General features: G+C 58.5%; 14 protein-coding genes and 1 pseudogene. 8 read left to right on the forward strand and 7 right to left on the reverse strand.

Going from position 1 to position 14,883, the window contains the following annotated elements; translation table 11 throughout:
* Positions 1 to 8 precede the first annotated feature (8 nt).
* The 4 genes and pseudogenes from QP970_RS00905 to QP970_RS00920 all read right to left on the reverse strand — a co-directional run bounded on the left by QP970_RS00905 (position 9) and on the right by QP970_RS00920 (position 4,267).
* Positions 9 to 1,403, reverse strand: coding sequence for an SLC5/6 family protein (locus QP970_RS00905; RefSeq protein WP_284771464.1), 1,395 nt, complete (start codon positions 1,401 to 1,403; stop codon positions 9 to 11).
* 360 nt (positions 1,404 to 1,763) lie between these two features.
* Entirely contained in the window at positions 1,764 to 2,207 is a 444-nt protein-coding gene (gene dtd / locus QP970_RS00910; RefSeq protein ID WP_126319197.1) for a D-aminoacyl-tRNA deacylase, read from the reverse strand.
* A 51-nt stretch (positions 2,208 to 2,258) separates the two neighbouring features.
* A pseudogene (locus QP970_RS00915) lies at positions 2,259 to 3,835 on the reverse strand (DUF7782 domain-containing protein).
* 48 nt (positions 3,836 to 3,883) lie between these two features.
* Positions 3,884 to 4,267 carry a DUF3099 domain-containing protein gene (locus QP970_RS00920; RefSeq protein WP_023028868.1) on the reverse strand — a complete coding sequence of 128 codons (384 nt, stop codon included), beginning with the start codon at positions 4,265 to 4,267 and terminating at the stop codon, positions 3,884 to 3,886.
* Positions 4,268 to 4,405: 138 nt separating this feature from the next.
* Here QP970_RS00920 and QP970_RS00925 point away from each other — a divergent pair, with 138 nt between their 5' ends.
* Positions 4,406 to 4,657, forward strand: coding sequence for a DUF3039 domain-containing protein (locus QP970_RS00925; RefSeq protein WP_005278940.1), 252 nt, complete (start codon positions 4,406 to 4,408; stop codon positions 4,655 to 4,657).
* Positions 4,654 to 6,417, forward strand: a complete 1,764-nt coding sequence (locus tag QP970_RS00930; protein ID WP_239269828.1) for a DEAD/DEAH box helicase — start codon at positions 4,654 to 4,656, stop codon at positions 6,415 to 6,417. Before QP970_RS00925 ends, QP970_RS00930 begins: the two co-directional genes overlap by 4 nt.
* A gap of 148 nt (positions 6,418 to 6,565) precedes the next feature.
* On the opposite strand, the gene QP970_RS00935 is transcribed toward QP970_RS00930, so the two are convergent.
* Together QP970_RS00935 and ppgK are read right to left on the reverse strand one after the other, a co-directional pair.
* Positions 6,566 to 8,044: an RNA polymerase sigma factor gene (locus QP970_RS00935; RefSeq protein WP_239269827.1), complete on the reverse strand. Its 1,479-nt coding sequence runs from the start codon at positions 8,042 to 8,044 to the stop codon at positions 6,566 to 6,568.
* A gap of 197 nt (positions 8,045 to 8,241) precedes the next feature.
* Entirely contained in the window at positions 8,242 to 9,000 is a 759-nt protein-coding gene (gene ppgK / locus QP970_RS00940) for a polyphosphate--glucose phosphotransferase (RefSeq protein ID WP_239269826.1), read from the reverse strand.
* Between ppgK and QP970_RS00945 the strand changes: the two genes are divergently transcribed.
* Positions 8,999 to 9,886, forward strand: coding sequence for an inositol monophosphatase family protein (locus tag QP970_RS00945; RefSeq protein ID WP_239269825.1), 888 nt, complete (start codon positions 8,999 to 9,001; stop codon positions 9,884 to 9,886). The two genes, ppgK and QP970_RS00945, sit on opposite strands and share 2 nt — an antisense overlap.
* A gap of 111 nt (positions 9,887 to 9,997) precedes the next feature.
* Entirely contained in the window at positions 9,998 to 10,288 is a 291-nt protein-coding gene (locus tag QP970_RS00950; RefSeq protein ID WP_005278945.1) for a DUF4193 domain-containing protein, read from the forward strand.
* Between the two features lie 528 nt (positions 10,289 to 10,816).
* Here the strand turns inward: QP970_RS00950 and QP970_RS00955 are convergent.
* Positions 10,817 to 11,278, reverse strand: a complete 462-nt coding sequence (locus QP970_RS00955) for a DUF3093 domain-containing protein (RefSeq protein WP_005278947.1) — start codon at positions 11,276 to 11,278, stop codon at positions 10,817 to 10,819.
* Positions 11,279 to 11,381: 103 nt separating this feature from the next.
* Here QP970_RS00955 and dut point away from each other — a divergent pair, with 103 nt between their 5' ends.
* Genes dut through QP970_RS00975 form a run of 4 tightly spaced genes read left to right on the forward strand, consistent with a single transcriptional unit; the run spans position 11,382 to position 14,826 of the window.
* Positions 11,382 to 11,855 carry a dUTP diphosphatase gene (dut, locus tag QP970_RS00960; RefSeq protein WP_284849651.1) on the forward strand — a complete coding sequence of 158 codons (474 nt, stop codon included), beginning with the start codon at positions 11,382 to 11,384 and terminating at the stop codon, positions 11,853 to 11,855.
* 13 nt (positions 11,856 to 11,868) lie between these two features.
* Positions 11,869 to 12,840 (forward strand): DUF3710 domain-containing protein, encoded by a 972-nt coding sequence (locus QP970_RS00965; protein ID WP_284849652.1) that lies wholly within the window; start codon positions 11,869 to 11,871, stop codon positions 12,838 to 12,840.
* 29 nt (positions 12,841 to 12,869) lie between these two features.
* Complete coding sequence (locus tag QP970_RS00970; protein ID WP_284849661.1) at positions 12,870 to 13,577, forward strand: DUF3159 domain-containing protein; 708 nt, start codon at positions 12,870 to 12,872, stop codon at positions 13,575 to 13,577.
* Entirely contained in the window at positions 13,570 to 14,826 is a 1,257-nt protein-coding gene (locus QP970_RS00975) for a class I SAM-dependent RNA methyltransferase (protein ID WP_284849653.1), read from the forward strand. The genes QP970_RS00970 and QP970_RS00975 overlap by 8 nt, the downstream gene beginning before the upstream one ends.
* Positions 14,827 to 14,883 lie beyond the last annotated feature (57 nt).

The following is a 14,883-nucleotide window of genomic DNA, read 5'->3' on the forward strand; positions in this document are numbered from 1 at the left end:
GGTGCTGCTTAGAAAGCCTGCACGATGGAGTAGATGATGGTGGCGAGGGCAACGAGGCCCATGATGAAGACGAAGTAGTTGGAGGCCTTGCCCTTGAAGCGGGCGAGCGCTGGGACCTTGTGGATGGCGACCATCGGGATAAGGAACAGCATGATGGCGATGGTCGGGCCGCATAGGGTCTCAATCATGCCGAGGATGGAAGGATCCGCCCAGGCAACGAGCCATGCGGTAACCAGCATGAAGACGAGCGTGATGGTGTCGAGCTTGTGGCTGGATTCTGCATCATCTTTATTAGCATTCTTGCTGCCTTTGACAAGGAGGCCTTCGAAGCCTTCTGCAGCGCCCAAGTAGTGGCCCAAGAAGGACTTGGCTACGGCAATCATGGCGATGATGGGGGCAATCCACTGGATGACGGGGTTGTCAAAGTGGTTGGCCAGGTAAGACAAGATGGTGATGTTTTGTTCCTTGGCCTCGGCCATATCCGCAGGCGATAGGCTCAGCGCGCAGGAGAAGACGAAGAACATCACGACGACGACCATGAGGATTTCCGCGCGGAGCAAGATCTTGCGGGACTTGTATTCCGCGTACTTGCCGTAGGTCTGGCGGCGGTCGACGGCGAAGGAAGAAATCATGGGCGAGTGGTTGAAGGAAAAGACCATGACTGGGACCAAGAGCATCAAGGTAATGCCCATGCTGTGTCCAGAGGCTTCGCGTGCGACGCTGAGGTCGAAGCTGTCAAAGAGTGCGGTATTCCACTTGGGGATGAGGTACAGCGAGAGCAGCACCAAGATGCCGATGAACGGGTAGACCAAGTAGGACATGACGTGGACGACCACGTTTTTGCCCATGCGCACAACGAGGATGAGGCCGCCTACGAGGACAAGCGAGGTAAGCCAGCGATCTGGAGGGGTGATACCTAGCTGGTGTTCCAGGAAGGAGTTCACCGTGTTGGTGATGGTTACCGAGTACACCAACAGGATGGGGTAGACGGAGAGGAAGTAGAGGATATTCATCAACACGCCGGCTTTAACGCCGAAGTGTTCCTCCACGACGTCGGTGAGATCGCCGTCTGGCTTTGAGCTGGAGAGGACCAGGCGGGTCATGCCGCGGTGGGCCCAATAGGTCATCGGCAAGGCGACGACGGTCATGATAAGAAGCGGGATGATGCCGCCGATGCCCGCGTTGATGGGAAGGAAGAGCACGCCGGCACCAATGGCGGTGCCGAATAGGGAGAGCATCCATACGGTGTCTTCCTTATTCCACGCTGGGGCGCCTTCTTGCCCCGCAAAGGGGGTCTCTATGCCGTCAGCGGGTGGCTTTTCTTCTGCGGGTAGTTGTTCCGGAATCTGCGCGTCGTGTTCCGGGTGCTCGACTTGTCCGTGGCGCAAGAGCTTGTGGGACATTTTCTTTCCTCCTCTGCATGGGGTTGACCGAAGCTTGAGGGCTCCTGTCACCCTGGAGTGAGAAAATATTTTCTCTCACCAGCGTGCGCGGGCAAGGGCCTGAAATTAATCTTTCAGCTTGTATCCAGCCCATTCGCTTCGTTACACGTTAAGTATAAGCCCACGGTAATGCTGTTTGATAATAAATTATTACATTTTGAGTAGGTTAATTATCACTCTAAAAAAGCTTGCGCGGCACCCAGAGATATGCATTGTTGAACAAAGTGGGCGGTTGTGCGATCTGGCTCATAGATAGCCGCGGGCGTGGGCGGGCACTCGTGCAGGTAGGCGCCGGATAAAGAGAAAATGCGGGAGAAGAAATTAGGTCTCGACCAAAACCGTGAAGGGCCCCTCGTTGACGGACGATACGCGCATCATAGCCCCGAATTGGCCTGATTCGACCGCGATATTACGCTCGCGGAGTCGCTCGATGATGTACTCGATGACCGGCTCGGCCTCTTCTCCCGGGGCCGCATCGGCCCATGATGGGCGCCTCCCTTTGGCGGTGCGGCCATACAGCGTGAACTGACTGACCACCAAGACTGGGGCTCCGGCATCGGCAACCGATACTTCACCGTCTAGGATGCGCAGCTCCGCTATCTTGCGGGCCATCTTTTCTGCACGCGGTTTCCAATCGGCTAAATCCTCTCGGGAGACACCGACGAGGGCTAAAAGCCCACCCGTCTCAGGGCAGTCGATGGCGCCGACGGTCTCGCCCGCAACGGTGACGGCTGCTTCGGATACGCGGGTTAGGACTGCGCGCATGCTTGTATCTTCCTTTCCTGGCTATTCAGTGCTCTTCAGTGTTATTCGGCGCTAATCGGTGTAGGCAGCCGGGGAAGCGTCATCCTCGAGCAACAGATCGGCGGGGATGAGCAGGCCATGGCGAACCATATCGATGATGGCGGGAAGCGCGGCCGCGGTCAGTTCTGTCTCATCGAAGCCGTGCGCCACCGCATACAGGCCAACGGTCTCTCCAAGGTTGAGCCCGTGGGGAGAAAGGCCAGCTACGATTGCTGCCAAGTGTTCATCGACTTCGTGGCTCCACCGGGACCATCGGTACGCGTCAGGCGGATAACCGCCCGGCTAAATCCTTGTTTATTATCGGTATCGGCCACACTGACTTCTTCTTTCGCCACCTGTGGGCGCACCTGGAAGTGCTTTCCCTCCAGCTCACCAGGAACCAAGTCGCGCAGCCATGCCACGCGGGCGAAGTATTCCTCCACCTCGGGTCCCAATGGGTCGCTAAAGTACTGCGGCATTTCTTCAGCCAAGATATCGGAGGGTGCGGCTTCGGCAATTTTTTGGATGGCGACGAACCCAAACCCGATACCCGTGACATCGTGATGGTGGAAATGATCCAGCCAGGCCTTAGAGCGCGCCTTGCCCTCGTCGCTGCGCACATCCAACGATTCATCCTTCAGCCACGTGGATACGTAGAGGGAAGGATCGGCGACATCCCGCTGAATGATCCAGGCAGCCACACCCTTATCCGGCAGCCACGAGGCCACGCGCTGCTGCCAAGTCTGCCCACCGGTATGCACCCAGGCGGCGAGCAAATGCGCGGTTCCGCCCGGGGCGAGGTGGTCAACGGCCTGAGAAACAACCAATTCGCTTGCCCCATCCAAGTTCAAGCCAGAATCGCGATAGACATGGCCCACCTCGGGAAGGCCAACGACGAACGGGGGATTGGCCACGATGCGGTCAAAGGTGCGCCCCGCAACGGGCTCGAACCACGAGCCCTCTACAAGCTCTACCTCTGTACTAGCCCCCGCGGCAGCGACGGTGGCGCCGGCCAAATCAAGCGCGCGCCGGTGGACATCTGTCGCGGTAATGCTGCGCGCGCACTCGAGCTGACCCAACAATTGCACTCCCGAACCGGTGCCCAGATCGAGCACCGTTGATACCGGGCTTACCGGCGTCGATTGCAAGAGTGAGAGGCTTGCCGCCCCGACACCCAAGACGTGATCCGCGCCGGGGACGTGGCTCACCAGCGAGGCATCGACATCGGAAAAGACGAGGCGGTTGGAGCCGACGATGATATGGGGCCGGATATCGAGGGCAATGTAGATGCTGCCGCAATCATCGGAAAGCGCCACGCCGGCATCTAGGAGCTTGGCGGCAAGGCGGGCCCCGAGGGCATCGGCAAGCAGCGTGGCAGGCAGATTCTCATGCAGCAGGAAGAAGCGGATGAGCGTATCCAGCTTGGTATTGCCGGCGGTGCCGCGCGCCACCGCGGCAGGCTCACCGCGGTAGAGGGCCTCCGTAAGCTCCGGGCCCAAATGCCCCGCTAAACCATCGGTAGTAAAACCGGCCTGCGAAAAAGCCTCCGCTAGCTCTGGGGCAAGATCGCGCACCGCGGCGGCATCGAAATGAGGGCCAAAGGACGTCATGCTGGGAGAAGATCCTTTCCAGTCGTGCTATTCATGCGGGTTATGCGCCTAATCGGAGGCAGTATCGTCATGGTCAATAACGGAATGCTGAGATTCGATTGCCTTGGAGCCGCCGCGGGAAATCTGTTGGTTCTGATACTGCGAATATAGCTGACGATTCATCGCGGGTTTATAGACATTTTTATCGCGCTTGTCCTTCTTCTCCCCGCGGCTATTGCCAATGACCACGGCAATCCACGGCAAAGGAAAGGTCACGCCCACGATAATCGCCGCGAGCAGCCACCAATGCAGGTATAAAAAGACCCCGGCAATGAGCAGGGACGGCACGCGCAGGAATTGGAAAAATCCGTACCACAGCTCCCGGCGCCTGCGATCTTGTGCGGGCGAGAGCTTGGCATCCGTGATGAGAAAACGTTCCTTTTTGCCAAACACTTAAATTACGCACCTCCCTGGAGCGCGGCGCGTAACCCTACAAGAGGGGAGAGGAGAGCCGGCAATGGAGTGCGTAGAGTGTGCATATTCTCCAAGAGTAGACGCATGACTCGCAAAGTTCGATGCAGATGCGGCAAAATGGGGTGCGTGACTACGACTACGAAGACAATTGAACGGCCAGATATTCGTGAAGACACTTCGACGACGGATAATGACACGCCGAAGTTCTTCCACTACGTCAAAAAGGATCAGATACTCGATTCCGCGGTCAACGGCAAGTACGTCGTTGCCCTGTGCGGTGAGACCTTCCCGGTAACCAAACAAGCAAAGCCGGGCTCGCCGGTATGCCCCGATTGCGAACGCGTTTTTAAGGGTCTCCGCCGCAAGTGAGGACGTTTAAGAAGACGAACCTCCGCGCGTGGCAGCAATCAGCCCTCGATAAATTCCTCGCCACCAAGCCACAAGACTTTATGGCCGTGGCGACCCCAGGTGCGGGTAAGACCACCTTTGCTCTGCGCATCGCGACGGAACTCATGGAAGATCGCACGGTAGAGCGCGTCATCGTTGTGGTGCCGACCGAGCACCTGAAGACGCAGTGGTCTGCCGCCGCCGCGCGGGTGGGCTTGGCCTTGGATCCTGCCTTCACGAATTCCTCTGCGGTCAACCCCAGCATGGATGGCATCGTGGTGACCTATGCCCAAGTGGGCATGCACCCATTCAAGCACCGCGCCGTTGCCTCCGCGCGGCGCACCTTGGTGATCTTGGACGAGATCCACCACGCCGGTGATGCCAAAAGCTGGGGCGATGGCGTCAAGGAGGCCTACGACGACGTCAACCACCGCCTCGCGCTGACCGGTACGCCGTTTCGCTCCGATGAATCACCCATCCCCTTTGTGCGCTATGAGGACGATGGGGAAGGCCACAAGGTCTCGCGCGCCGACCACACTTACGATTACGGCGATGCGCTTGCCGATGGCGTCGTGCGCCCCGTCGTCTTCTTGTCCTACTCCGGCGAGGCGCGCTGGCGGGACTCCGCCGGGGAGGAGCACTCCGCGCGCCTGGGTGACATCATGAACGTGGAACAAACCGCGCGCGCCTGGCGCACCGCGCTCGATCCCAAGGGCGAATGGATCCCCGCCGTGCTGCAGGCGGCGCACACCCGCCTCATGCAGATGCGGCGCAATATGCCGGATGCCGGCGGACTCGTGCTCGCTTCCGATACCACCACCGCCCGCGCCTACGCGAAAATCCTCAAGCAACTCTCCAATACCCCAGTCTCGGTCATTTTGTCCGATGACCCAGGCTCCTCGGACCGCATTCAAGAATTTGCGGACTCCACCGATGAATGGATGGTTGCCGTACGCATGGTGTCCGAGGGCGTTGACGTGCCCCGCCTCGCGGTGGGCGTTTACGCCACCTCCGCGTCAACCCCCTTGTTCTTCGCCCAGGCAATCGGCCGCTTCGTGCGCTCCCGCATGCCGGGTGAAACCGCCTCGGTATTCCTGCCCTCCGTCCCCGTGCTGCTCGGCCTTGCAGAGCACATGGAAAAATCCCGCGACCACGTCCTGGGCAAAGAAAAGACCGAGAAAGAAGGCTGGGACGACGAGCTACTCGAGCAGGCAAACCAGAAAAAGACCGAACCGGACATGCTGGAAAAGTCCTACGAGTCCTTAGGCGCCGAAGCCGAATTCTCTGGCCTGCTCTATAACGGATCGCAGTTTAATACCGGCGATATGACCTCTGATGAAGAAGCCGATTTCCTTGGCATCCCCGGGCTCCTCGATGCCGACCAGGTCAAAGACCTACTGCGCAAGAAGCAATCCGAGGAAATGGACCGTCGCGAGGCTGAGGAAAAAGCGCGCCGGGCAGCCGAGGCAGAAGAGGCCCACCGCCGCAAGATTTACGGCATGGGTCATGCGCCCGCCGCGAAGCAGCAAGAGTCCGATTCCGCAGAGGAAACCGGTGTGGTGGATGAGCTCGGCGCGCTGCGCAAGGAGCTCAACACGGTGGTCTCCATCGCTGCGCAAAGCTCTGGCCGGCCGCACGGTGCCATCCATACCGAGGTCCGCAAGGCCTGCGGTGGGCCGCCCACCGCGTTATGCAGCGCGGACCAACTGCGCGAGCGCATCAATTACTTGCGCAAGTGGTAGCGTGCCTCCTTGTGGCTGGTTGGCTGCTGGCCGGCTAGCTGGCGGCGCGCCGCTGTCGCCGCGCCAGCCCCGCAGGAGGGTAGTAGGCACATTAAAAGGCCGCACCACGGTGGTGCGGCCTTAATGCTGTGCGGGGCGGGCGATCTAGTTAGTCGAGATAATCGCGCAATACCTGCGAACGAGAGGGGTGGCGCAGCTTCGACATCGTCTTGGACTCGATCTGACGGATGCGCTCGCGGGTAACGCCGTAGACCTGGCCGATCTCGTCTAAAGTGCGCGGCATGCCATCGGTAAGCCCGAAGCGCAGGCGCACGACGCCAGCTTCGCGCTCAGACAACGTGGTCAGCACGTCCTGGAGCTGGTCCTGCAGCAACGTGAAGGACACGGCATCGACGGCGATGACGGCCTCAGAGTCCTCGATGAAGTCACCCAACTGAGAATCGCCCTCATCACCGATGGTCTGGTCCAGCGAGATGGGCTCACGCGCATACTGCTGAATTTCCATCACCTTTTCTTCGGTGATGTCCATTTCCTTTGCCAGCTCCTGCGGGGTGGGCTCGCGGCCCAAGTCCTGCAGCAGCTCGCGCTGGATGCGGCCCAGCTTGTTGATGACCTCCACCATGTGAACCGGGATGCGGATGGTGCGGGCCTGGTCAGCCATTGCGCGGGTAATGGCCTGGCGGATCCACCACGTGGCGTAGGTAGAGAATTTATAGCCCTTGGTGTAGTCGAACTTTTCCACCGCACGGATAAGGCCCAAGTTGCCTTCCTGGATAAGGTCCAAGAAAGCCATGCCGCGGCCGGTATAGCGCTTGGCTAAGGAGACCACAAGGCGAAGGTTGGCTTCCAACAGGTGGTTCTTAGCCTTGCGCCCGTCCCTTGCGATGCTGCGCAGGTCGCGCTTTTCCATGGGGGAGAGCTTGGCAGCCTTATCGCCCTCCGCGCGAGCCTTTTCCATCTCGTCCATGCGGTGCTGCGCGTACAGGCCAGCCTCGATGCGCTTTGCCAAAGAGACCTCCTGCTCAGCATTCAGCAGGGCAACCTTACCGATCTGCTTGAGGTACGCACGCACGGAGTCGGCGGAGGCGGTCAGCTGAGCATCCTTGCGTGCCTGGCGCAGGGCGACGGATTCTTCCTCATCCCAGACCGAGGATGTATCTTCTACTTCGTCCTCGTCTTCTTCTTCGCCCAACTCTTCCTGAATATCGTCTTCATCGAGGTCAGTGGGGGCATCGAATTCGTCCTCTTCGATGTCCTCATGGGTGGGGTCGAAGTCGACGTCTTCCGCAGGGGTGTCTTGCTCAACGGCGTCGAGCTGATCCTCTGCGTCCTCAGCTTCCGACGGTGCTTTCTCCGCGGAGTTTGCGGGGGAGTCTTGCGGTTCCGCCGCAGAGGCTCGCACGGTCTTTTTGACAGCTTTCTTGGCTGATTTCTTCGCTGACTTCTTGGCGGTCTTCTTAGCCGTTTTCTTGGCAGTCTTTTTCGCCGTCTTTTTAGCTGTCTTCTTGGCGGTTTTCTTCGCCGTTTTCTTTGCCGTCTTTTTGGCGGTCTTCTTTGCAGGAGTAGATGCCTCGACAGACTTATCGTCCTCGCCGAGTGCCTGGTCTGAAGAATCAGTGGCTGCCACGTACGCCCTTTCGACTTACTACTTGATGGGAATAGCTCACCGCACCCGCACAGGGTGGCAATAGCATTAAGAAATGCTAGCGGGTGTAGGCCTTATGCAGGTCAGACACGCCCGAGAGCCATGCAATTTTGGATCGACCGCCCAGTATAGGCGATTTTTGCACAATGCCGGTAGATAGGGTTACTGCAACGGCGATTTTATGGCTCTAGGCCTTCTAATACCGCCATCGCTGCACCTACAATACCCGCACGATTTTGCAACTGTGCAGGCATTACGGGGGTATCAATAGTTAAGTGGGGGCCCCATTTGTGGAATTTGCGAGATATGCCACCCCCGATGAGGAAAGCCTGGGGATTAAATAATTTCTCGTATTCCTGCAGCACACGATTGAGCCGAGGCGCCCACTCCTTGTACTTCAGTCCTTCGCGTTCCTTGGCGGCGGAGGACGCAATCGCCTCGGCCTCGTCAGTTCCCACCATGAGGTGGCCAAGCTCAGTATTGGGGAAGAGCTGACCGTTGAGGAAGAAGGCTGACCCGATGCCGGTTCCCAGCGTCAAAAAGATGACGGATCCGGTTTTGGCCAACTCGTTTCCATACGCGACTTCCGCAAGGCCTGCGGCATCGGCATCATTTAAGACCACAAAGTCAACGTCTAGATAACGCGAAAACAACTCGGTGGTATCCACGCCTATCCACTCAGGTGAGATATTGGCAGCGGAGTGCACCGTGTGGTTCGACACCACCGAGGGCAAGGTGATGCCGACGGGCTTGTCCCACTCTTTTTCGCGCACAATTTGGGCGACCACCGTGGCTACCTCATGTGGTGTGGATGGCTGTGGGGTAGGGATCTTCAGCCGCGGGCCCACGAATTCACCGTTTTTGAGGTCGACTTCTGCGCCCTTAATGCCTGAGCCGCCGATATCGATGCCAAATGAGTGGCCAGTATGAGTAGTCATGCTCGCAAGTGTAGAAGAAGGCACAATGGTTGGCATGGATCATGACATAGATTTTCTGCAGCTGCGAGATTTTGCGGAATCTACCGCCGTGCGCGCGGCCGCACTTATCCGCACGCACCGCGCCGACTTGGTTGCTGGAGACGGTATTGCGGCACATACCCAGACAAAATCGAGCGCCGTCGACCCGGTGACGGAGGTCGATACCGCCACCGAGGAGTTTATTACGCGCACGATTAAGGAAAGCCGCCCTGGCGATGGCCTATTAGGTGAGGAAGGCGCGAGCTTCGACGGGACGACCGGGGTCAGGTGGATTGTGGACCCCATCGACGGCACGGTCAATTTCCTTTACGGCATTCCGGACTACGCGGTCTCCATCGGCGCGGAATACGATGGCCGCCTGGTAGCAGGCGCTGTGGTCAATGTGGCGCGGGGGCAGGTGTATTCCGCAGCGGCCGGCGAAGGTGCCACGGTTGCCACTGCGGATGGCACGCGGTCTTCGCTACGGTGCGGTGAACAAGATGACCCCGCGCTTTCCTTGGTTGCGACGGGATTTGGCTATGGCGCACAGCGGCGCAAGCAACAGGCGGAGCTGCTGACCAAGTTGCTGCCGCAGGTCCGCGATATCCGCCGCATTGGAGCAGCCGCCCTCGATCTGTGCCGCGTGGCCGAGGGGAGCGTAGATGCCTATTTTGAGCACGGCATTAACGCTTGGGATTTTGCCGCCGGTGCTCTCATTGCCCGCGAGGCGGGTGCGAAGGTCCATCACCCAGGGCTGGACAAGGGGTCCGCTGATGGTGAATTAACCTGGGCCGCGGGGGTGAATTTGGCACCCGCATTTGAGGATCTTTTGGCAGGACATGGCGCTAAGGAAGCGATGCGGGGGTGAAGGATCTTAGAATTTCTTAGCAGCGGGATGACATATCGGTGTTTGTCCTTTACTATGCGCGATCGATAAACAACTATTCCTAAAGCAAATCGACTTATAGGGGCGTGCAGTATGGCCACCGATTATGACGCACCGCGCCGCGGTGCAGAAGACGAACTTGAAACTGACTCTTTAGAGGGACTGAAAGCAGCTGAACCCGAAAGCAACGGCATGGATGACGATGGCGAAATCGTCGAAGCATTCCAACCGCCATCAGTTGACCTCACCGGCGAAGAGCTCAACGTACAGGTCGTTCCCCGTCAAGAAGACGAATTTACCTGCGGCTCCTGCTTTTTGGTCCAGTCCAATAAGCGTTATTCGCACGAAGAAGATGGCATGCCCATCTGTAAGGATTGTGCCTAAGCAGCCAGTATTGGCCTAGCTAGCCGTTACTGCGCACAACCCAAATAAAGATTCACCCCCGCCGCAGTTTGCACAGGCAAACGCGGCGGGGGTGAAGTTTTCCTTTTTAGCAGACACCCAATGTGCGCGGGACCTAACTCCCTGGGACTTCTCTTTTCGGGGGCAGGCCCCCTCAGCTATCCTGTTCTATCTAAGGCTGCTCGTCATTGCTCTTCTTATCCGGTGTGCTCCCTTGCTTTCGTCGCTTCTCCCATAGATATCGACGAACCAAGAAGATGGGCAGCACTAGAACGAAGTAAAAAGCCATGTATCCCACTACATGAAGGACGATGCCGTCAGAGCTCACTTCGCTCCAAGAGACTCCTTCCACGTTGGAGGAGGACACTCCCCGCCAACCGGTTACTTGACTGACGTAGAATTCAGCGATGACCATGAGCGGCAGTATCACGAAGGAAAACCACCACGGAGGTATCCAGGGTTTCCCATCTTTCTGAGTTCTGCCTAAAGCTCCTCCGAAACCCATGAAGCTTAAGCGTGCTGCTCCGGTAGGAAGGCGCGGAGCAGTTGGTCTGGATCTTTCGAGGCAATGAGCCAATATGGGGTGTCATCCTCAGGATCATTGAGGACCATCATGGCGTGCTCGTCAATCCAGGCATGAGAGACCAAGAATGCGGCCGGATCGAATTGCGGGCCCAGCGCGTTATGGCGAGCAGACTTTGGAACGGTAATCGAACGAGAGACAACCTCATTGGGTAGCTGTGCGTCTTTGACGAGCAGCCACCGCGTTCCATCTTCATCTTGTTCTACTTGAACAACGGTCCCAGACCACGTGATGAGCACCCAGATAGCGATGGCGCCGAGCAGGACTGCGGGAATGATGGTCCACCACACAGAGCGGTTGAGACCTGCCGTAGCTGAGGTTAAAGCCACAACGATGGCTGCAAAAATCCAGAAGTACCACGGCACCCATTGGCGTTCGCGATACAACACTTTCGGGGCAGCGGGTTGAGGAGCAGAAATATCAGACACGCCTAGGCATTCTAGTCCACTCCACGCACAGAATGAACCGACTGGGGCAGGTAGGATTGGCTAAGTGACTGATTCGAATTCGCTACCGCAGGAACAAACGCCAGTAGGAGACGTCAAAATTAAGCGCCTCGATAAAGAGCTGCCGATGCCATTTCGGGCGCATCGGGGTGACGCCGGCGCCGATCTTTACGCTGCCGAGGCGCTTACCCTCCAACCTGGCGAACGCGCCCTCGTCGGCACCGGTATTGCCATGGCCTTGCCGCTGGGCACCGTGGGATTAATTCACCCGCGATCCGGACTGGCAGCTAAACATGGGCTGTCCATTGTCAATACGCCGGGTACCGTGGATGCTGACTACCGCGGGGAGATCAAGGTGTGCCTGATTAACCACGATCCCCACACCCCGATCGAGATCGAGCGCGGCATGCGCATCGCTCAACTCGTGGTACAGCGCGTAGAACTAATGGATTTTAGCGAAGTAGAAGACTTGGATGAGACCGTCCGCGGTACCGGCGGCTACGGATCAACCGGCGTATAGGAAGGATTACAAAATGGGCATTTGGCCATTTGGCAAAAAGAAAAACGATGACGGCCGGAAAGAAGAGCCGGAAAACCCTCAACAATCGCAGCCACAAGAGCCTGCCGCTGATTCCGCAGGATCGGCTTCGGCTGAATCGAGTTCCTTTGCATCCGTAAAAGATACGGCTGCCGACGCCGCCGCAGCCTCGGGACAGGTGCCAACGGAGTTTGCCCACGACGCCGTAAATGGCGAAACCGGCCCCTTTGATGGCGATTCCGTCAATATCGAAGACTTTGACTTCTCTGATTCTTCCATCGGAATCTTGGACCTTGGCTCGATGCGCATCCCGCTGCCAAAGGATTCCCAAGTCCAGGTAGAAATGGGCGAACAAGGCCCGAAGATGCTGCACATTGTCACGAAGGCGGGCCGTATTACTCCCGTTGCCTTCGCAGCGCCGCGAAAGCCTGGCCAGTGGGCAGAATCCGTGGAAGAAATCAAGGAAGGCATGAGCCGCGATGGGCTATCCGTCACCACGGAGCAAGGCCCTTGGGGGCTGGAGATCGTCGGCAAGAATGACAACGGTCAGCTCCGCGTCATTGGCGCCGAAGGCCCGCGGTGGATGATGCGCTTGACTCTTGCGGCACCTACCGGCCTTGAAGAGGATTTGGCGCAGATCGCGCGCGATGTAGCATCGCGCACCTTTGTCTACCGCGGTGAGGATCCTATTTTGGCGGGCAACGCACTGCCGGTCATCATGCCCAAGCAGCTGGTGGAGCAGGTCAAACAAGCCATGGAAAAGCGCCAGCAGGAACAAGCAGGCGCAAATTCCCAGGCGCAGGCGGCCCAAGGCCACCCAGAAAACGGGGTAGGCGGCCCCGATCCCGCAGCTGAGGCGGAAGCCGAAAAGCAGCTGCGCGATTTGGGCGCGCAGCCACGCAAGGGGGAGAATGAATCTCCTACACATGACAAAGACAAGGGGTCTAACCCCGATTCCGATAAGTAAGTAAAGCAGAACGCTACGTGAGTAACTCTTTGCCGGAGCCGCAGGCTCCTCAGCTAGGCGACGACCAGGACCGCGATAATGAGCCAACTCTGTTGGAACAAATGGGAGGCCTTCCCGGCCTGGTTGCGGCCACGTTGCCCATTGTCGTCCTTATTCCAGTTAATAGCCTTTACGGCCTTACCCCAGCGCTCATCTCCGCGCTGGGTGTGGCGGTAGTGATCGCGATCTGGCGCATTGTTCGCAAACAGACCATCCAGCCGGCCATTTCTGGCCTTATCGGGGTGGCCATTTGCGCCGCCATCGCCTGGTTTACCGGCGATGCCAAAGGCTACTTCTTATACGGCATTTGGATGTCGCTGGCCCTGTTTATCGCCGCGGCGCTATCCATCCTTTTCCGGTGGCCGGCCGTTGGCGTTATCTGGAAGGGCTTGAACGGCGATGATATGGCCTGGCAAAAGGTAAAGCTTGCGCGCAGGGCGTATTCCATCGCCACCGCTGGGTGGGCCGTCATCTTCTTGGCGCGGTTTATCATCCAGCGGGCGATTTATGATGCTGGGGAGACGACCGCCTTGGGCATTACCAGGATCGTCATGGGCTGGCCCTTGACACTGTTGGTGACCGCATTAACCGTGTGGATGGTGCGCCGCGCAGATGCCGCAGTAGAAGCGGCAGAAAATGCCGGGCTTGCCACAAGTTCAGATCGCAGTACACAAGAGTTCGAGGCAGAAAATGAATGAGCCAGCACTATCTCGCGGAGACACCCTGGAAGTCACCATCGACCGCATGGCGCATGGTGGACTTGGCATTGGCCACGCCCCGGACGGGCGCGTCGTCTTTGTCCCTCGGGCTTTTCCGGGGGACACGGTCCGCGCAACCGCGGGTAAGGTGAAAAAGTCCTTTATCAAGGGCGAGCTCGATAGCATAGTTGCTGCGGGTGAGCTGCGCGTACCCAGTAGCTGTCCCGCAGCAGAGCTAGGCGCCGGGTGCTGCGATTTTGCCGAGTTGGATCCCGCAGCGGAACCAGCCATCGAGATGGGCGTTCTCCGCGAACAGTTGCGCCGCAGCGGCATAGAAGGGCTCGAATCCCTCGCTATTGAACAACACGACCTGCCGCCGGTACGAGGCTGGCGGACGAGGGTCCGGTTGGGCGTCGACAAGCAAGGCCGCGCCGGATTGCGGAAGTACCGCTCGAATGAGCTGGTGACTTCTGTCGGTTGTACCCAATTAGCAGATGGCTTGATTGATGGTTTGGTAGGCGACGGTGCGCGGCGTTTTACCCCGGGGGCTGAAATTGTCGCGGTTCTCGATGGCGCGGGTAACCGGCATGTGGTGGAAACACGTAAGGCCCCGCGGGGCAGGCGCGTGGAGACCATTCGCGAGGTCATCGAGGGCTCTGGCACCGTGGTCGAACACGTCAATGGCCGCGTGTTTTCCTTTCCTGCCACGGCCTTTTGGCAAGCGCATGTGGCGGCGCCGGAACTCTATAGCGCTGTGGCGGGGCAGTGGCTGGCCGGCCGGGATTACCAGCACAAGACCGCCTGGGACTTGTACGGCGGGGTCGGATTATTCGCGCCCGCGTTGTCTGATGCCACCGGTGGAAAAGTCATTTCCGTGGACTATTCGCCCGCGGCAACGGCGTCTACACAGCCGGGGCTGCGCGATATCGATATCGCAGTAAAATCCGCCAGGGTAGAACAAGTTGCAGCGCAATTGCCCCAACCTGGTGCCGTGGTGCTCGATCCGCCGCGAACTGGGGCGGGCGAGCAGGTTATCCGCGCCGTGGCGGGGGCAAAGCCGCAGGCCGTGGTGCATGTGGGATGCGATCCTGCCACCTTTGCCCGCGATCTATCCCTGTGGCACCGCGCTGGGTACAAGCCTGAGAAAATGGCGCTAATCAATGCCTTTCCTGGCACCCATCACTTTGAGGTTATCGCTCTTATTACCCCAGATAAGGAAGCGAATAAGTCGGCGCAGGACGCCGTTTAACGCGAAAATACCTCGCCTGAAGTATAGAGCCGATATAAAAGAAAATACGGACCACGG

This window comes from Corynebacterium sp. MSK073, from assembly GCF_030232085.1.
GTDB lineage: Bacteria > Actinomycetota > Actinomycetes > Mycobacteriales > Mycobacteriaceae > Corynebacterium.